16 protein-coding genes are annotated in these 15,713 nt (G+C 71.3%); 11 read left to right on the top strand and 5 right to left on the bottom strand.

Features of this window, described 5'->3' with window-relative positions; genetic code table 11:
- The first annotated feature begins 128 nt into the window (after positions 1-128).
- The 8 genes from ASF18_RS18355 to ASF18_RS18320 all read left to right on the top strand — a co-directional run bounded on the left by ASF18_RS18355 (position 129) and on the right by ASF18_RS18320 (position 7,959).
- Positions 129-1,547 (top strand): flagellar hook-length control protein FliK, encoded by a 1,419-nt coding sequence (locus ASF18_RS18355; protein ID WP_056353779.1) that lies wholly within the window; start codon positions 129-131, stop codon positions 1,545-1,547.
- An 11-nt stretch (positions 1,548-1,558) separates the two neighbouring features.
- A complete protein-coding gene (locus ASF18_RS18350; RefSeq protein WP_056353776.1) occupies positions 1,559-2,233 on the top strand; it encodes a flagellar hook capping FlgD N-terminal domain-containing protein in 675 nt (224 codons plus the stop codon).
- Between the two features lie 101 nt (positions 2,234-2,334).
- On the top strand, positions 2,335-2,610 hold the full coding sequence (locus tag ASF18_RS18345) for a DUF1153 domain-containing protein (protein WP_018044452.1): 276 nt from the start codon (positions 2,335-2,337) through the stop codon (positions 2,608-2,610).
- Positions 2,611-2,836: 226 nt separating this feature from the next.
- Positions 2,837-4,450 (top strand): flagellar basal-body MS-ring/collar protein FliF, encoded by a 1,614-nt coding sequence (gene fliF, locus ASF18_RS18340; RefSeq protein ID WP_056211431.1) that lies wholly within the window; start codon positions 2,837-2,839, stop codon positions 4,448-4,450.
- 42 nt (positions 4,451-4,492) lie between these two features.
- The gene (gene fliG / locus ASF18_RS18335) at positions 4,493-5,545 is read left to right on the top strand and encodes a flagellar motor switch protein FliG (RefSeq protein ID WP_056211044.1); all 1,053 of its coding nucleotides are present in this window, start codon (positions 4,493-4,495) and stop codon (positions 5,543-5,545) included.
- The gene (locus ASF18_RS18330; protein WP_056272775.1) at positions 5,542-6,141 is read left to right on the top strand and encodes a FliH/SctL family protein; all 600 of its coding nucleotides are present in this window, start codon (positions 5,542-5,544) and stop codon (positions 6,139-6,141) included. Before fliG ends, ASF18_RS18330 begins: the two co-directional genes overlap by 4 nt.
- A gap of 40 nt (positions 6,142-6,181) precedes the next feature.
- Entirely contained in the window at positions 6,182-6,526 is a 345-nt protein-coding gene (gene fliN, locus ASF18_RS18325; protein ID WP_056211040.1) for a flagellar motor switch protein FliN, read from the top strand.
- Between the two features lie 65 nt (positions 6,527-6,591).
- Positions 6,592-7,959, top strand: coding sequence for a sigma-54 dependent transcriptional regulator (locus ASF18_RS18320; RefSeq protein ID WP_056211038.1), 1,368 nt, complete (start codon positions 6,592-6,594; stop codon positions 7,957-7,959).
- Positions 7,960-8,001: 42 nt separating this feature from the next.
- On the opposite strand, the gene ASF18_RS18315 is transcribed toward ASF18_RS18320, so the two are convergent.
- Positions 8,002-8,280 carry a hypothetical protein gene (locus ASF18_RS18315; protein WP_056211036.1) on the bottom strand — a complete coding sequence of 93 codons (279 nt, stop codon included), beginning with the start codon at positions 8,278-8,280 and terminating at the stop codon, positions 8,002-8,004.
- Positions 8,281-8,416: 136 nt separating this feature from the next.
- Positions 8,417-9,730 (bottom strand): hypothetical protein, encoded by a 1,314-nt coding sequence (locus ASF18_RS18310; RefSeq protein ID WP_056211034.1) that lies wholly within the window; start codon positions 9,728-9,730, stop codon positions 8,417-8,419.
- Positions 9,731-9,989: 259 nt separating this feature from the next.
- Between ASF18_RS18310 and ASF18_RS18305 the strand changes: the two genes are divergently transcribed.
- The 3 genes from ASF18_RS18305 to ASF18_RS18295 all read left to right on the top strand — a co-directional run bounded on the left by ASF18_RS18305 (position 9,990) and on the right by ASF18_RS18295 (position 12,499).
- A complete protein-coding gene (locus ASF18_RS18305; protein ID WP_200917638.1) occupies positions 9,990-10,367 on the top strand; it encodes a (2Fe-2S) ferredoxin domain-containing protein in 378 nt (125 codons plus the stop codon).
- 100 nt (positions 10,368-10,467) lie between these two features.
- Complete coding sequence (locus ASF18_RS18300; protein ID WP_056353773.1) at positions 10,468-11,574, top strand: lysylphosphatidylglycerol synthase domain-containing protein; 1,107 nt, start codon at positions 10,468-10,470, stop codon at positions 11,572-11,574.
- 10 nt (positions 11,575-11,584) lie between these two features.
- A complete protein-coding gene (locus ASF18_RS18295; protein ID WP_056353770.1) occupies positions 11,585-12,499 on the top strand; it encodes an EamA family transporter in 915 nt (304 codons plus the stop codon).
- Positions 12,500-12,520: 21 nt separating this feature from the next.
- Here ASF18_RS18295 and ASF18_RS18290 read toward each other — a convergent pair whose 3' ends face one another.
- The 3 genes from ASF18_RS18290 to ASF18_RS18280 form a co-directional block, all read right to left on the bottom strand.
- Positions 12,521-13,918, bottom strand: a complete 1,398-nt coding sequence (locus ASF18_RS18290) for a dihydrolipoyl dehydrogenase (RefSeq protein ID WP_056353766.1) — start codon at positions 13,916-13,918, stop codon at positions 12,521-12,523.
- Positions 13,919-14,018: 100 nt separating this feature from the next.
- Complete coding sequence (gmk, locus tag ASF18_RS18285) at positions 14,019-14,681, bottom strand: guanylate kinase (RefSeq protein ID WP_056211024.1); 663 nt, start codon at positions 14,679-14,681, stop codon at positions 14,019-14,021.
- A gap of 12 nt (positions 14,682-14,693) precedes the next feature.
- Complete coding sequence (locus ASF18_RS18280; RefSeq protein ID WP_056353763.1) at positions 14,694-15,572, bottom strand: YicC/YloC family endoribonuclease; 879 nt, start codon at positions 15,570-15,572, stop codon at positions 14,694-14,696.
- Positions 15,573-15,713: the final 141 nt, after the last annotated feature.

Raw genomic sequence — 15,713 nt, 5'->3', positions numbered from 1 at the left:
AGGATTTGCCCCCTTGCACCGGCGCGGGACGGGGTCTCAGAGAAAAAGACTTTTCTGTACAGTGGCTTGCGTTCCGCGCGCGCTGGCCCGCACCTTGCGGAGGGATGCGGCGGAGAGGATTGTCGCCCATGGCCGTCTCATCGATCGATTGGAACGCACTATCCCGGCGCACGGCTTCGCCGGGCGCGGTTCCGTCGCGGGGATCGGCCGCCACCACCTTCCGGCTCGACCCGCCCGCGCCCGACCCTCGTCCGCGGGCCGCGGAGGCCCATGCCCGGGACGACCGTGCGGCGGCCGATGCCCGCAGCGACCGGATCGCCTCCCAACGGGCCAACGACGCGGCAGCGAACCGCGAGGCGGCGCAGGCCCGCGACACCGCGAAGGCCGCGGCCGAGGCGCGTCAGGTCGAAGCGCGCGCGCTCAAGGCGGACGGGGCCAAGGCGGAGGGGGTGAAGGCGGACGGGGCCAAGGCGGGCAGCAACAGGACGGGCGCGGCCGGCGCCGAGGCCCGCGGCGGACGCGATCCCGCCCGTCCCGGAGCATCGGACGCGGCGCGGGGCCCGCGCGACGCGACGAACGCATCACCCGGGGCGAGCGCGCGCCAGGACACGACCGCGCCGGCCGAGAGCGACGCAGCCACCGGCGCCACGACGGCCGGGGAAGCCGCCTCCGCCGACCCGTCGGAGAAGACCAAGGCCACCGCGCAGGCCGGAACCGCGACGCCGATTCTGCTCCTGCCGACTGCCCCACCGCCCACCGCCCTGGCTTCCGCCGCGCAGGGCGCCGCGGCGCCCGGCCCCGGCGGCGCGGTTCCCGCCGATGCGTCCGGGACCGCTGCGCCGGTCGTGGCCGTGGGCACGAACCACGACGGGAGCGCGGCCCGGGGGCTGCCCGGCCTGCAGGTCCAGGCGCCCGCCGGCCGTGGCGACGGGTCCGAGAGCGGTGAGCCGGGCAACGGCAAGCCGCAGGGCGATCTCGCCGCCGCCCTCGCCCCGGCCTCGGACGCCGCCGCCCGCACCGACCTGACGCCCGCCGCCCCGGCGGCGCCCGCGCCGGCGCACGCGAAGGCGGCGGAGGCGGCCGCCCCCGGCGCGCCGGGCGCGCCCGCACCGGCGCCGGTGCCCCTCGGCGCCGTGCCGATGACGATCGGCCTGCGCTCCCTCGCGGGCAGCAACCAGTTCGAGATCCGCCTCGATCCGAAGGATCTCGGCCGCATCGACGTCAACCTCGACATCGACAAGGAGACCGGCGCGGTCCAGGCGCGTCTGGTCGTCGACCGCCCCGAGACCCTGGCGCTGCTGCAGCGCGACGCCGGCAACCTGCAGCAGGCCCTGGCCCAGGCCGGCCTGAATCCCGGCGACGGCAGCATCAACCTCTCGCTCCGCGGAGACGGTCCGTCCGACGACCGACAGAGCGGCGCCGGTTCCGATGGGCAGCGGTCCGAGACGGGCCGGAGCGCCCATGCCGACACACCCGATCCGACTTCCCTCGCCGCCGTTCCGATGCGCCGCTACGGCGCCCTCCTCGGCATCGACATCCGCATCTGAGGAACCCGATCATGGCTTCAGGCATCACCGGCGCTTCGAGTACCACCGCGTCGAGCGGAACGACCAAGACCTCGCAGCAGGAGCTCGCCGGGAATTTCACCCAGTTTCTGACGCTGCTGACCACGCAGCTGAAGAACCAGAATCCCCTCGACCCGATGGACACCAACCAGTTCACCCAGCAACTGGTGCAGTATGCCGGCGTGGAGCAGCAGCTGAAGTCCAACGACCGCCTGGACTCGATCCTGAGCAATGCGAAGTCGTCGAGCGCCGCCTCGGCCACGGGCTTCATCGGCCAGACGATCACGGCGGACGGCAAGTCCACGGCTCTCAAGGACGGCGCCGCGAGCTGGACCCTGACGCCGGCGCGGGCGGCCAAGCAGGCGACGATGACGATCAGCGACGCCAAGGGCAACGTGGTGGCGACGCAGACCAAGGCCCTCACCGCGGGCGAACAGGCTTTCACCTGGGACGGCCGCTCGTCCAGCGGCTTCACCGCGCCCAACGGGACCTACGCGATCAAGGTCGATGCCGTGGACGCCACGGGGTCGAAGGTCACGGTCGACACCAAGGTGAGCGGGACCGTCGACAGCGTCGATCTCAGCGGCTCGGAGCCGGTGCTGATGGTCGGCAAATCACGGGTTCCGGTCTCCACCGTTCAGGACATCGGCGCCGGGTTGTCCACATGACGAACAGGGCGAATCCAATGCGAACGATCCGCTTCAAGATATCTTAAGTGGGCACAAGTAGCTTCCAATCTCGACAGGTCAGTCGAGTTGTAGAGCGTATCATGACCGAACCAAGCCGCCCGAGAGTTAAGTACGTCATCGGGCCTGATGGAAGTCCGTTAACCATCGCGGACCTTCCGCCGACCACGACCCGGCGATGGGTGATCCGTCGCAAGGCCGAAGTGGTCGCCGCCGTCAGAGGCGGATTGCTCAGCCTCGAAGAGGCCTGCCAGCGCTACACCCTCACCACCGAGGAGTTCCTGAGCTGGCAGTTCTCCATCGATCAGCACGGTCTGGCCGGCCTGCGCACCACCCGCATCCAGCACTACCGCCACTGAGCCGGGCGATGGCCGGGGTCTCCGTCGGACCCCGTCGCCGCCCCTCCCGAACCCGGAAGCCGCGTCCCCTCACCCGGGCGCGGCTTTCGCGTTTTGCGGTCTTCCCGGGTGGCGCCGGCACTCCTTCGTTCAGGATCGTTAACTCGACGCTAACCACGACCCAGGCAAATTTTGCCGAGCGGGTGCCGGCAGTCCGGCGCCGCGTCTCGGGTGGGTGCGTCGCGTCGTGAAACCGGTCCTCGACCTCGTGACCAAGTTGGGCCCGGCGCGCCTGGCCGCCATGGCCGCCGTCACGATGACGCTGATCGGCTTCTTCGCCTTCGTGATCCTGCGTGTCTCGAAGCCCGACATGGGCGTGCTCTTCGCCGACCTGTCGATGTCGGATTCCTCGGCCGTGATCCGTGACCTTGACGCGCGCGGCATCAAGTACGAGACCAAGGGCGACGCGGGCCAGACCATCCTCGCCCCCCGGGCCGACCTGCCCCGCCTGCGCATGGACCTCGCCGGCAAGGGCCTGCCGAGCGCCGCCGGCGTCGGCTACGAAATCTTCGACAAGGGCGACGCCTTCTCGTCCACCAACTTCGTCCAGAACGTGAACCACCTGCGCGCCCTGGAGGGCGAGCTGTCCCGCTCCATCCGCGCCATCGGGCGGGTCCAGGCGGCGCGCGTCCACCTCGTGATCCCCGAGCGACGGCTGTTCGAGCGCGACCGGGAGATGCCGAGCGCCGCCATCGTGCTCAAGCTGATGGGCGACCTCGACCCCTCCCAGGTGCGCGCCATCCGCCACCTCGCGGCCTCCGCCGTCGAGGGCCTGAAGCCGGAGCGGGTCTCCATCGTCGACGAGCGCGGGCGCCTGCTCGCGGACGGCGCCCGCGGGGCCGAGGCCGAGACCGGCGCCGGCATGGAGGAGAAGCAGGTCGGCATCGAGCGCCGCCTGCGCGCGCAGATCGAGGAGATCGTCGCCGGCATCGTCGGCGCCGGGCGCGCCCGCATCCAGGTCAGCGCCGAGCTCGACCTGAACCGCATCGAGAGCCGGTCCGAGAGCTTCGACCCCGAGAGCCGGGTGGTGCGCTCGACCCAGACCCGAACCGAGAATTCGCTGACGGGCGGTGCCGAGGGCGCGGTCAGCGTCGGCAACGAACTCCCGGGCGCCAATCAGCCCGGCCAGACGCCGACCCAGAAGGATTCCACGAACAAGAACGAGGAGACCACGAATTACGAGATCTCCCGGGTGACCAAGACCGAGGTCGCCGAAGGCGGCCGGATCAAGCGCCTCTCCGTGGCGGTGGTGGTGGACGGCGCCTACGTGCCCGGCCCGGACGGCAAGCCCGTCTACCAGGCCCGCCCGGCCGCCGAGGTCGACCGCATCGCCGCCCTGGTGCGCTCGGCCATCGGCTTCGACAAGGCGCGCGGCGATCAGGTCGAGGTGGTGAACCTCCGCTTCGCCGAGACGCCGGTCCCGGCCGAATTCGCCGAGCCGTCCCTGGTCCAGTCGCTGCTCTCTCCCTCCAAGGAGGAGATCATGCGGATCGTCGAACTCGGCGTGCTGACGATGCTGACCCTGATCGTCCTGATGGCGGTGGTGCGCCCGCTCCTGAAGAAAGTGCTGGCCTCGGAGCCGATCCAGATCGCCCTGGTCTCGGGCGCCGGAGCGGCCGGAGCGGTGGCGGGCGGCGAGGCGCTGATGGTGGCGCCCGACAACCCGACCGCCCGCCTCGTGGATTTCGCGCAGCTCAACGGCAAGGTCCAAGCCGAGACCGTCCAGCGCGTGGTCGACATGGTCCGCGCCAGCCCGAGCGAGACCGTGGAAGTGCTCCGCAACTGGATTCACGAGAGCTGATGCGCGTCCTGTCCCCCCTCCCCACCGTGAGGCGTTGAGACCATGTCCTCGGGATTGAACCTCCAGGCGGAACTCGCCAAGGGCGGCAACGGCGCCTTCGGCGCCATGACCGGGGCCCAGCGCGCCGCCGCGCTCCTGCTCCTCCTCGGGGAGAGCGAGGGCGCGCCGATCTGGCAGATGCTCGACGAGGACGAGGTGAAGCTCGTCTCGCACGCCATGGTGCAGCTGGGCTCCCTCGAGGCCGAGACGGTCGAGAAGCTCATCGTCGACTTCGTGTCCCGCCTGTCCTCCGGCGGCGGTATCACCTCGAACTTCGAGCGGACGGAATCCCTGCTCCTCAAGATCTTCCCGTCCGAGCAGGTCTCCTCGATCATGGCGGAGATCAAGGGCGCCTCGGGCAAGCGCGTCTGGGCGAGCCTGACCCAGATCGATCCCGAGATCCTCGCCTCCTTCCTGCGCAACGAGTACCCGCAGACCGTCGCGGTGGTGCTCTCCAAGGTGCGCTCGGACTACGCGGCCCGGGTGCTCACCATCCTCCCCGAGGACTTCGCCATCGACGTCCTGAACCGGATGCTGCGGATGGAGACCGTGCAGAAGGAGGCCCTGCGCCACATCGAGGAGACCCTGCGGGTCGAGTTCGTGTCGACCATCGCGCAGACCACGCGGCGCGACGCCCACGAGCTGATGGCCGACGTCTTCAACGCCTTCGACCGGCAGACGGAAGGCCGCTTCCTCACCGCCCTCGACCAGGCCAATCGCGGCTCGGCCAAGAAGATCCGCCAGCTGATGTTCACCTTCGAGGATCTGCTGAAGCTCGATGCCGGCAGCGTCCAGACCCTCCTGCGCAAGGTCGACAACGAGACCCTGTGCCGGGCCCTGAAGGGCGCCGACGACCGGGTGCGCAACTTCTTCCTGAAGAACATGTCCACCCGCGCGGCCAAGAACATTACCGACGAGATGGGCTCCCTCGGCCCGATCCGCCTGAAGGACGTCGACGAGGCGCAGGCCAAGATGACCGAGCTGGCCAAGGAACTCGCCGAGAAGGGCGAGATCATGATCGCCAAGTCGAGCGGCGAGGAGGAGCTGGTCTATTGAACGCGCGCCGCTTCCTCTTCGACACCGACTTCCGGCCCCGGCCCGACAACCCGGTCGCCGCCAAGGAGGCGGCCGCCCTGGCGGAGACCGTGGCGCGCGCCGAGGCCGAGGGCTACGCGCGCGGCCTGCGCGAGGGCCAGGCCCTGGCCGAGCAGCAGATCCAGGCGCGCCTGTCCGACGCCCTCACCCGGGTGGGCCTCGCGGCGGCGGGCCTGATCGGGCAATCGGACGCCCGGGACCAGGCGCGCGAGGACGAGGCCCTCGACTTCGCCATCCTGCTCGCCCGCAAGATCGCCGGCGAGGCCCTGGACGCGCAGCCCCTGGCGGCGATCGGCGACGCGGCCCGCGCCGCGCTCCAGCACCTGCGCGGCGTCCCCCACCTCGTCGTCCGGGTGCACGAGAGCCTGGTCGACGACTCCGAGGCCCTGGTGAAGCGGCTCGCCCGCGAGCGCGGCTTCGAGGGCCGCCTCGTGGTGCTCGGCGAGCCCGATCTCGCGCCGGGCGATGCCCGCATGGAATGGGCCGATGGCGGCGTCGTCCGGGACCGGGCCCAGATCGAAGCCGCGGTGCTCTCCGCCCTCGGACTTCCAGCCTGAACCGCCCGCCCGACCCGAACTCAGCCCGAGAAACCTCCGCATGTCCGACGATTTCAGCCTGCCCCAGCTCAACGGCTTGGATGCCTCCTTCGACGGCCTCGGCACCGAGTCGATCCGCGAGACGCCCACCACGCCCAAGAGCGCCGCCGACCTGGAGCAGGTCTTCGACGTGCCGGTGGTGGTCTCGGCGGTGCTCGGCTCCTCGCGCATGCCGATCGGCGACCTGCTCCGGCTTCAGCCCGGCGCCGTGCTCGAGCTCGACCGCAAGGTCGGCGAGGCCATCGACATCTTCGTGAACAACCGCCTCGTGGCGCGCGGCGAGGTGGTGCTCGTCGAGGATCGCCTCGGCGTCACGATGACCGAGATCATCAAGAGCGACCACTGATCCCCCTCGCCTTCCCGGCTGCCGCGCCCCCCGCGCGAAGCCGACCCTGACGGAGACCCTGAGCCATGCGGCTTCTCATCATCGGACGGCTCAACGGCGAGCTGATCACCGCCTCCAAGATCGCCATGAACCGGGGGGCGGCCGTCACCAATGCCGAGAGCCTCGCCCAGGGCCTCGCGGTGCTGCGGGCCAAGGGCGCCGACCTCATCATGATCGACGTGGCCCTGGCGATCCGCGATCTGGTCACGGCCCTGGCCGAGGAGCGCATCCGCACCCCCGTCATCGCCTGCGGCGTCGCCACGGACGCCAAGGCGGCGGTGGCCGCGATCCAGGCCGGCGCGCGGGAATACATCCCCCTGCCCCCCGATCCCGAGCTGATCGCGGCGGTGCTGCAGGCGGTCTCCGAGGACGGGCGCGCCTTCGTCTGGCGCGACGCCTCCATGGAGAAGGTGGTCAAGCTCGCTGAGCAGGTGGCCCGCTCGGAGGCGTCCGTGCTCATCACCGGCGAGAGCGGCACGGGCAAGGAGGTCCTGGCCCGCCATCTCCACGGCAAGTCGAACCGGGCCAACCGGCCCTTCGTCTCGGTGAACTGTGCGGCGATTCCCGAGGCGCTGCTGGAATCCGAGCTGTTCGGCCACGAGAAGGGCGCCTTCACGGGCGCCGTGGCGCGCCGCATCGGCCGCTTCGAGGAGGCCCATGGCGGCACGCTCCTCCTCGACGAGATTTCCGAGATGGACGTGCGGCTGCAGTCGAAGCTACTGCGCGCCCTGCAGGAGCGGGTGATCGACCGGGTCGGCGGGACCGCGCCGGTCAAGGTCGACATCCGCGTGCTCGCCACCTCCAACCGCAACCTGGTGGAAGAGGTCCGCAAGGGCACCTTCCGCGAGGATCTCTACTACCGGCTGAACGTCGTACACCTGCGCCTGCCGCCCCTGCGCGAGCGCCCCGCCGACATCCTCGAACTGGCGGCGCATTTCGCCCGGAAGTACGCCGAGGTGAACGGCGTGCCGGTGCGGCCCCTCAGCGCCGAGGCCCAGGGCCTGATGCGCGCCAATCCCTGGCGCGGCAACGTCCGCGAACTCGAGAACACCCTGCACCGCGCGGTGCTCCTGGCCGCGGGCCCCGAGATCGGACCCGACGCGATCCTGACCCCGGAGGGCGACAGCATCGCACCGGTCTCGGCCGGGCCGGCCGAGCGCGCCGCCCGGGTGGCGGAGGCCGCCACGCGCGGCCTCGTGGGGCAGACGGTGGCGCAGGTCGAGTGCGACCTCATCCTCGACACCCTGGACCATTGCCTCGGCAACCGGACGCATGCCGCCAGGATCCTCGGCATCTCGATCCGCACCCTGCGCAACAAGCTCAACGAGTACGTCGAGGCCGGCCTGTCGGTGGCCGAGCCCGGCAGCGTCCGGGCCGTGGCCGCCTATGGCTGATCGCGGGAGCTGAAAAACCCGGGTCGCCCCGACGGGCCGACCTTAGCGCCCGTTGTTGGCGCGCTCGGCGGCCATCTGGGCCTCGTGGGCGCGCTCGAGCTTCTCCATCGAATGGAACCGGGCGATGTCGGCTTCGACGTCGCGGATCGTCTCCTCGACGAGATGCTGCTGCAGCGCGCTGCGCGGATCGTTCGCCTCCAGGCCGTCGCGGGCCTGCAAGCGCTCGACCGCCTGCTTGACGACGCTGTAGACCGCTTCCCGCTCCGTGCGGGACATGGCGGGATTGACCGCGCGGGCGATGAGATCGGTGAATTCGGACATGCGTGCTGGCGGGAACGACCGGGGCGTGGGACGGGCTGGAGTCCGTCGGGTTCATCCTGAACCCGGCAGACGCTCGATGTCTCTTCTGTCGTTTGTCTTCTCGGGATAGCAGGTTTCCACCGATCCCTGACAAACTCTAGAGGCGCTGGTCGTTGACGCCCGCGAGGATGAGGGCGATCGAGCTCCAGACCACCAGGCACCCGAAGAAGACGACCATGATGCTGTAGCCGCGCTGCGGGAAGATCGAATCGTCGGGCAGGGCCGGTTCGACGAACGTCGCCAGGTAGATCTGCTGCTTGTTGGCGGCGATGCGGGCCCGGTCCACCATCAGGTTCGCGGATTCGTTGAGCTTGGTGGCGATGACGCGCTCGACCTGCAGGCCCTCGTATTCGAGGAGTGCGCGGGTCATGTTGTTCGCGGCGTTCGAGCCCGACAGGCCGTCGCTGGTGAGCTGGTCGGTCAGCTTCTGGATCTGCTGATCGAGGGCCGCAACGGTGGACGCCAGGTTCTGGATGCTGCGGGACTTCTCGTCGAGATTGGAGCCGCGCAGGACCGCGAGGTCGGACTCGGCCTTGAGCCGGTCCTTCCGCAACGTGCCGATCGTCGTCAGGGTGGACTCGGCGGCCTTGGCCGGATCGATGATGCCCCAGCGATTCCGGAAGACCTGGAGCGCCATGTGGGCGTTGCGCAGGCGCTCCTGCGCCTTCGTCGCCTCGGCCTCCGCATGCTTGACCATGTCGGCCTGGGCTCGGCGGGAAATGTCGTTGATGAGCGCTTCGCTTCGCGCCACGACCCCGCGATTGATCGCCAGGGCATCCTCCGGCGTGAAGGCGCGCACGCTCAGCGTGATGATGCCGGAGAGCACCTCGATCCGCGTCCCGACATGCTTATTCCAGTACTTGACCAGTTCCTCCATGGACTGATCGACCCGGTAGCGCGTCCAGAAATCCGCTTCCGGCCGCGAGAACATCTGCGAGATGTGGAGGCTCTCTTCCATCTTGGCGACGATCGCGCGGCTCTCGACGAAGTCCCGGATGATGAAGCTGTCCTGGCTGTTGTGCTTCATGATCAGGTCGGAGAACTGCCCGCCCGAGCTTTCTTCCATCGGCTCGACGTTGCCGCGCACGGCGAATTGCGACACGGCCACGTACTGATCGGCCGCGAAGGCGTAGAAATAGATCCCCGCCAGGACCGTCGGCAGCAGGACGAAGACGCCGAACTGGCGCAAAAGACTGCCGACCAGATTCTTCGGCTTGCTCGGCGGCGGCCGCAGGCCCGGGAGCTGGCGCCAGTCCAGCCGCTCCTGCGCCCGGCGCAGGAGGGCCGGGACGCGGCTCCGCGAAACGGGATCGACCGTTTCGGCGTTGCGGCGCAGATCCGGCAGGGAACGCAGGGCGATATCGATCACCCCCCGCACGCGGTCGGTCTGCTTGACCTCGTCGGCCTTCATGATTTCCGGTTCCCGAGGCTCGGCGCGATCAGGGCTGATGGCGGACGCAGCATCATAAGCGGCGAGTCTGCCCGAGCCTGATGACGATGCATATGGTCACGCCTGGGGAGCCCTCTCGCCGTCCTCGTGTTGAACCCGACGAATCCTTCATTTTTCGGCCCTTTTTAAGGCGCGTCGCCCTGGTGGCGGGGCCTGGGTGCGGGGGGGTCGGCGCATCGGGCTTTCGGCGCATGGGGCCGCAGGGGACATCGGGGACGGCATGGATGACACGGACAGGGAGGCGGCCCGCCCGGCGCGGATCCGCATGGCGCGGGCCGGGTTCACGGAACTCGTGCTGGTCTGCAGCAATTGCGTCAAGCGCCAGGGCTTGAAGAAGGGCTCGGTGCGGCGGCAGCTCAAGAGCGAACTCAAGCGGCGCCTCACGGCGCGCAAGCCGCGCGTGGTCGAGGTCGGGTGCCTTGGCCCCTGTCCCAAGCGTGCCCTCGCGGTGATCACGGCGGACAGCCTCGCCAAGCAGCGCATCCACCTGCTTGACCCGCAGGCCACGCCGGCCCAATCCGTGGAGGCGCTGTTCCCCGATTTCGGCCCCAAAGGCCGCCTAGACCTGCCGGACGCTGCGGAATCGCCGCACCGCTAGGGCGGAGCCGCGCGCCGGAACGGGAAGCCGGGATCGTCGTCCCGGCGCGACGGATGCGGGAGCGGGGAATCCTTGAAACGGACGATTCGGGACGGGTCCGATGCCTGACGAGCCGCGCTTCGCGACGACCCGGGTCGCCGAACGTCCAGCGGGCGAGCGGACCGGGTCCGGTCGTCTCGGGCGCCTCGTCCTGCGCCGGCTTCCCCTGGTCGGAACCCTCCTGGGCCTCGGCCTCGCTGTCTGGCTCATCGCCACCAACGATCTGGCCGCCGTCACCGACGCCTTCGGCCGGGTCGGCGCCGGCGGCCTCGCGGCCATCGTGCTGGTGCGGCTGTCGGTGATCCTTCTGTGCGGCCTCGCCTGGGGCTGCGTCATCCAGGGGCTCGCGGGGCTGGGTCAGGCCCGCACCGGAGCCTTTGTCCTGCTGCGCCTCGTCCGTGAGGGCATCAACGTGCTGCTTCCGGTGGCCTCCGTCGGCGGCGACGTGGTGGGCGGTCGCCTGCTGACCTTCTGGGGCACCACCGGAACCCTGGCGGCCGCCTCGATCCTCGTGGACATGCTGTTCCAGGCTGGAACACAGGCCGTCTTCGCCCTGGCGGGGGTGGGCCTCCTGCTTCAGGTCGGCGGCGAGGCGGCGCAGGCGCTGGCCACCTGGGTCCTGCGCGCCCTGGCGGTCACCGCCCTGCTGCTGGGGGCTTTCCTGGCCGTCCAGCGCAGCGCCGCGGCGCGCGCGATCGGGCGCAGGGCCGTCGACGGCGTGCGCCGCGTCTTTCGGGGTGACCCCGTCGCTCCGTCGCCGTCGGGCGGCAGCGTCTACGACGCCCTCGATGCCGTCTGGGCACCGGGTCGGCGCGGACGGCTCGCGGCGTCCGTCCTGCTGCACCTCGCCGCCTGGGGACTGGGCGCCCTGGAGATCTGGATCGCGCTCACCTGCATCGGCGTCGATTCGGTGAGCTTTACCGAGGTCGTTGTGATCGAGGCCCTGAGCCAGGCCATCAAGTCGGCGGCCTTCCCGGTGCCGAGCGGCCTCGGCGTCCAGGAGGGCGGCTTCGTCCTGCTCGGCAGCCTCTTCGGCATCGATGCGGGCACCGCCCTCGCCCTGTCGCTGATCAAGCGCGTGCCCGACGTCGTCCTCGGCCTTCCGGCCCTGCTGCTCTGGCAGGCCCTGGAAGCCCTGCGCGCGCTGATCCTGCCGCCGGCGGCCTGACGCCCGCGCCATGGCTCCCGCTTCGCACGGATCTTCGGCCCCCGGCGGCCTGGCCGCCACGCTGCTGCCCGTCGCGGCCCTCCTGGGCAGCATCGTCTCCCTCAGCGTCGGCACCTCCTACGCCAAGCAGCTGTTCCCGATCCTGGGCGCGGAGGGCACGACCGCGCTGCGGGTCGGCCTCTCGGCGCTGATGCTCGTCGCGATCTGGCGGCCCTGGCGCCTGCGTCCCGGCCGCGCCGACCGGCGGGCCCTGCTGCGCTACGGGGCCGTGCTGGGCGCCATGAACCTGCTGTTCTACCTGTCCCTGCGCACGATCCCCCTCGGCCTCGCCATCGCGATCGAATTCTCCGGGCCCCTGGCGCTCGCCCTCGCGGTCTCCCGCCGGGGGATCGATTTCGCCTGGATCGGCTGCGCGATCCTCGGCCTGTCGCTGCTGCTGCCCCTCGGCGACCTGTCCACCGGGCTCGATCCCGTCGGCGTCGCCTGCGCGCTCGGCGCCGCCCTGTGCTGGGCGCTCTACATCGTCTTCGGCCAGCGCGTCGGTCATCTGCACGGCGGACGGGCGGTGGCCATTGGCATGTCGGTGGCGGCCCTGGTGGTGCTGCCGTTCGGCATCGCGAAGGCGGGGACGCTGCTGCTGCAGCCGGCCATGCTCGGAATCGGCCTGGCGGTGGCGGCCCTTTCGAGCGCCCTGCCCTACACGCTGGAGATGGTCGCCCTGAAGCGTTTGTCGAAGCAGAGCTTCGGCGTTCTGCTCAGCCTTGAGCCGGCCGTGGGCTCGCTGGCCGGCCTCGCGATCCTGGGCGAGCACCTCACCCCCACCGAGTGGCTGGCCATCGCCTGCATCGTGGTGGCCTCGCTGGGCAACACGGTGACGAGCCATCGCGGCCGGGTGGCCGCCGCGGCCGCGCTGACGCCGGTCTGACGGTCGCGCGACGGATCCGGCTCAGCGGTCCAGGGCGGCGACGATCGCCTCCAGGGCGGTCTTCAGCCCCTCCTCCACCGTTGGGTGATAGAACGGCCGGTCGAGGAGAGCCTCGGCGGTCAGCCCGTCCGCGATGGCAAGGGCGAGAAACTGGGCGAGGTGCTCGCAGGCCGGTCCAAGCATCTCGGCCCCCCGGAGGGTGCCGCTGCGGTCGGCGTGGAGGTGCAGCGCCCCGGCATTCTCGGCCATGATCCGGGCCCGGCCCTGGTCGCCGAAATCGACGCTGCCGCGGACGAGGGTCGCGTCCGCGGGATCGTAGGGCGCGCCGACGCTCGCCGCCTGCGGCTCGGTGAACACCATGGCGAGGTTGGTCCAGCGCCGGGGCGCTTCGACGGCGTGGCGGCCGGAGGCGACGAGACGGGCCGCGTTGGCGCCGGCGATCCGGCCCTGGCGGGCGGCCTCGTGCAGCACCGGCCTGTCGGCGTTGGCGTCGCCCGCGAGGAAGACCGGGCCGCCGGCGCAGAGCAGGCTGCGGGCGTCGAACGCCGGCATCCCGTGTTCGTCGAGGGAGAGGCCGGCGGCCTCCAACCCGAGATGCCGGAGGTTGGGGGGCCGCCCGGCCGCCGCCAGGACCCGCGCGAAGGTGCCGGTCCCGGTCGCCCCGGCCGCTTCGGTCCAGGTCAGGCGCACGCCCTCAGGCGCGCGGTCGCCCTCCGTGACCCTGCAGCCGAGGCATAGCGTCATCTCGGCCCCGAAGAGCCGGCGGGCCGTCTCGGCGAGGCCGTCGTCGCGTAGCGACGCGAGATGCGTGCCGGGGTCGAACAGGGTCACGGCGACGCCGAGGCGGGCCATGGCCTGCGCCAGCTCGAGGCCGACGGCGCCGCCGCCGAGCACCGCCAGGGACTCGGGCAGGTCGGGGATCTCGAACACCGTGTCGCTGGTGAGGAGCCGGTCGCCGAGGTCGCGCAGGGGCTCGGGGATGGCCGGGCTGGAGCCGGTGGCGACGATCGCGGCGCGGAAGCGCAAGGCGGTGTGGTCGTCCACCGCCAGGGTGTCGGGCCCGGTGAAGCGGGCGCGGCCGGCGATGCGGATTTCGGCGGGCAGTTCGTCGACGCCCGCGCGGACGCCGGCCACGAAGCGGTCGCGCTCGCGCCGGACGCGCGCCATCACGCGGGGGCCATCCACCCGTACGGAGCCGGCATCGATGCCGAACACGTCGGCGTGGCGGGCCGCATGGGCGGCGTTGGCGGCGGTGATCAGCAGCTTCGAGGGCATGCAGCCCACGCGGGCGCAGGTGGTGCCGCCCGGCCCGGCTTCGATCAGGACGGCATCGGCGCCGCGATCGCGGGCGGCGCGGAGAGCGGCGAGGCCGGCGGTGCCGGCGCCGATCACGGCGATGTCACAGGATCTCTCGCGCATCGCGACGGCTCTCGGGTTCGCGCCTCTCGACCCCGACCGTCGGAATCGCGGGCCAACCCCCGTCGCCCGACGAACGTTCCTGTCTGCGGCAACCCGCCCGTCAGTCGGGCTCGGCGAGCAGGCCCTCCACGAAGCTGGTCAGGCCGGTGCGGCGGGCGCGCTTCAGGCGCTCGGCGATGAGGATGCCCTCCAGGGAGCGGAAGGCGTCGTCGAGGTCGTCGTTGACGATGACGTAGTCGTACTCGGTCCAGCGCTGGATCTCCATCCGGGCGTTGGCGAGGCGCTTCTCGATGGTGTCGGGCGAATCCTCGGCCCGGCGCTCCAGGCGGTGGCGCAGCTCGGCCAGCGAGGGCGGCAGGATGAACACCGTGACGACGTCGTCGGCGAGCTTGGCGCGCACCTGCCGGGTGCCCTGGTAGTCGATGTCGAAGATCATGTCCCGGCCGGCGCCCAGCACCTTCTCCACCGGGCGGCGCGGGGTGCCGTAGAAATTGCCGTGCACCTCGGCCCATTCGAGCAGGTTGTCGGCGCTGCGCAGGGCGTCGAAGGCCTCGCGGTCGATGAAGGTGTAGTGCTTGCCGTCGATCTCGGACGGGCGGCGCTGCCGGGTCGTCACCGAGATCGAGAGGTCGAGGCCCCATTTCGGGTCGGCGGCGACGGCCCGGGTCAGGGTCGTCTTGCCCGCGCCCGAGGGGGAGGACAGGATGAGGATGAACCCGCGCCGCGCGATCACCCCGGCCTCCATCGTCAAAGCGTCCCGCATCGCTGAAAAAACCTACTCGACGTTCTGAACCTGCTCCCGGAATTGCTCCACCACGGCCTTCAAGTCGAGTCCGATCCGCGACAGCGCGATGTCATTCGCCTTGGCGCACAGGGTATTGGCCTCGCGCCCGAGCTCCTGGGCCAGGAAGTCGAGCTTGCGCCCGATGGCGCCCCCGGCGGCCAGGAGCTCGGCCGCGCTGGCGAGGTGGGCCTGGAGGCGGTCGAGCTCCTCGCGGACGTCGGCCTTGGCGGCGAGCAGCACGGCCTCCTGGTGCAGGCGGTCGGGATCGAGGTGGCCTGCCTCCAGCAGCGTCGCGACGGTGGCGGCGAGGCGCGCCCTCACGGCCTCGGGCTTGCGGGCCGGGCAGGCCTCGGCGGCGGCGGTGAGCCGGGCCATCGCGGCGAGCTGGCCCTCGATGACCCCGCGCAGGGCCCGCCCCTCGGCCCGGCGCGCCTCCACGAGGTCGGCGACGAGGCGGACCACGCCCTCGGCGAGGTCGCGGGCCAGGGCCTCCGCGTCGGCGCCGGGCTCCTCGTCGGCCTCGACGACGCCCCGAATGCCGAGCAGCCCGTCGAGGGTGGCGGGCGCCACGCCCTCGGGCCGGGGCACCCGCGCGATGGCGGCGGCGAGCTGGCCGAGCAGCGCCTCGTTGATCCGGACGCGGGGCGCCGCCTCCGGCCGGGTGAGGGTGAGGGAGAGCTGGCACTGGCCCCGCGCCACGCTCTTCTGCAGGGCGGTGCGGGCGACCTCGCCCACGGCGTCGTAGCCGTTGGGAACGCGCAGGCGCACGTCGAGCCCGCGCCCGTTCACGCTGCGGACCTCCCAGGCCCATTGGACCGGCCCGGTGGAGCCGGCGGCGCGGGCGAAGCCCGTCATGCTGGAGAGGATCATGGCTGTCTTCGCGTTCGTCCCGGCCCCTGTGGGGAGAGGCTGGGGGTGGTCGGGGGACCCTGCCGGTTGCGGAGGCGGGTCGGTTGCAGGGCATGACACCCCGTCATCCCAGGCTCCGCTGCGCGGCCCCGGGATGACGGG

Source organism: Methylobacterium sp. Leaf89 (assembly GCF_001422215.1).
Classification (GTDB): domain Bacteria; phylum Pseudomonadota; class Alphaproteobacteria; order Rhizobiales; family Beijerinckiaceae; genus Methylobacterium.
The sequence above is the reverse complement of the archived record's forward strand: the minus strand, read 5'-3'. Positions and strand labels throughout refer to the sequence as shown.

Excerpts from the sequence above, each read along its gene's own strand:
- ASF18_RS18355 (WP_056353779.1), top strand. The coding sequence starts at position 129 with ATGGCCGTCTCATCGATCGATTGGAACGCACTATCCCGGCGCACGGCT.
- gmk (WP_056211024.1), bottom strand. The coding sequence starts at position 14,681 with ATGCGGGACGCTTTGACGATGGAGGCCGGGGTGATCGCGCGGCGCGGG.
- ASF18_RS18345 (WP_018044452.1), top strand. The coding sequence starts at position 2,335 with ATGACCGAACCAAGCCGCCCGAGAGTTAAGTACGTCATCGGGCCTGAT.
- ASF18_RS18350 (WP_056353776.1), top strand. The coding sequence starts at position 1,559 with ATGGCTTCAGGCATCACCGGCGCTTCGAGTACCACCGCGTCGAGCGGA.
- fliN (WP_056211040.1), top strand. The coding sequence starts at position 6,182 with ATGTCCGACGATTTCAGCCTGCCCCAGCTCAACGGCTTGGATGCCTCC.
- ASF18_RS18290 (WP_056353766.1), bottom strand. The coding sequence starts at position 13,918 with ATGCGCGAGAGATCCTGTGACATCGCCGTGATCGGCGCCGGCACCGCC.
- fliG (WP_056211044.1), top strand. The coding sequence starts at position 4,493 with ATGTCCTCGGGATTGAACCTCCAGGCGGAACTCGCCAAGGGCGGCAAC.
- ASF18_RS18300 (WP_056353773.1), top strand. The coding sequence starts at position 10,468 with ATGCCTGACGAGCCGCGCTTCGCGACGACCCGGGTCGCCGAACGTCCA.
- ASF18_RS18320 (WP_056211038.1), top strand. The coding sequence starts at position 6,592 with ATGCGGCTTCTCATCATCGGACGGCTCAACGGCGAGCTGATCACCGCC.
- ASF18_RS18295 (WP_056353770.1), top strand. The coding sequence starts at position 11,585 with ATGGCTCCCGCTTCGCACGGATCTTCGGCCCCCGGCGGCCTGGCCGCC.
- ASF18_RS18315 (WP_056211036.1), bottom strand. The coding sequence starts at position 8,280 with ATGTCCGAATTCACCGATCTCATCGCCCGCGCGGTCAATCCCGCCATG.
- ASF18_RS18280 (WP_056353763.1), bottom strand. The coding sequence starts at position 15,572 with ATGATCCTCTCCAGCATGACGGGCTTCGCCCGCGCCGCCGGCTCCACC.
- ASF18_RS18305 (WP_200917638.1), top strand. The coding sequence starts at position 9,990 with ATGGATGACACGGACAGGGAGGCGGCCCGCCCGGCGCGGATCCGCATG.
- ASF18_RS18310 (WP_056211034.1), bottom strand. The coding sequence starts at position 9,730 with ATGAAGGCCGACGAGGTCAAGCAGACCGACCGCGTGCGGGGGGTGATC.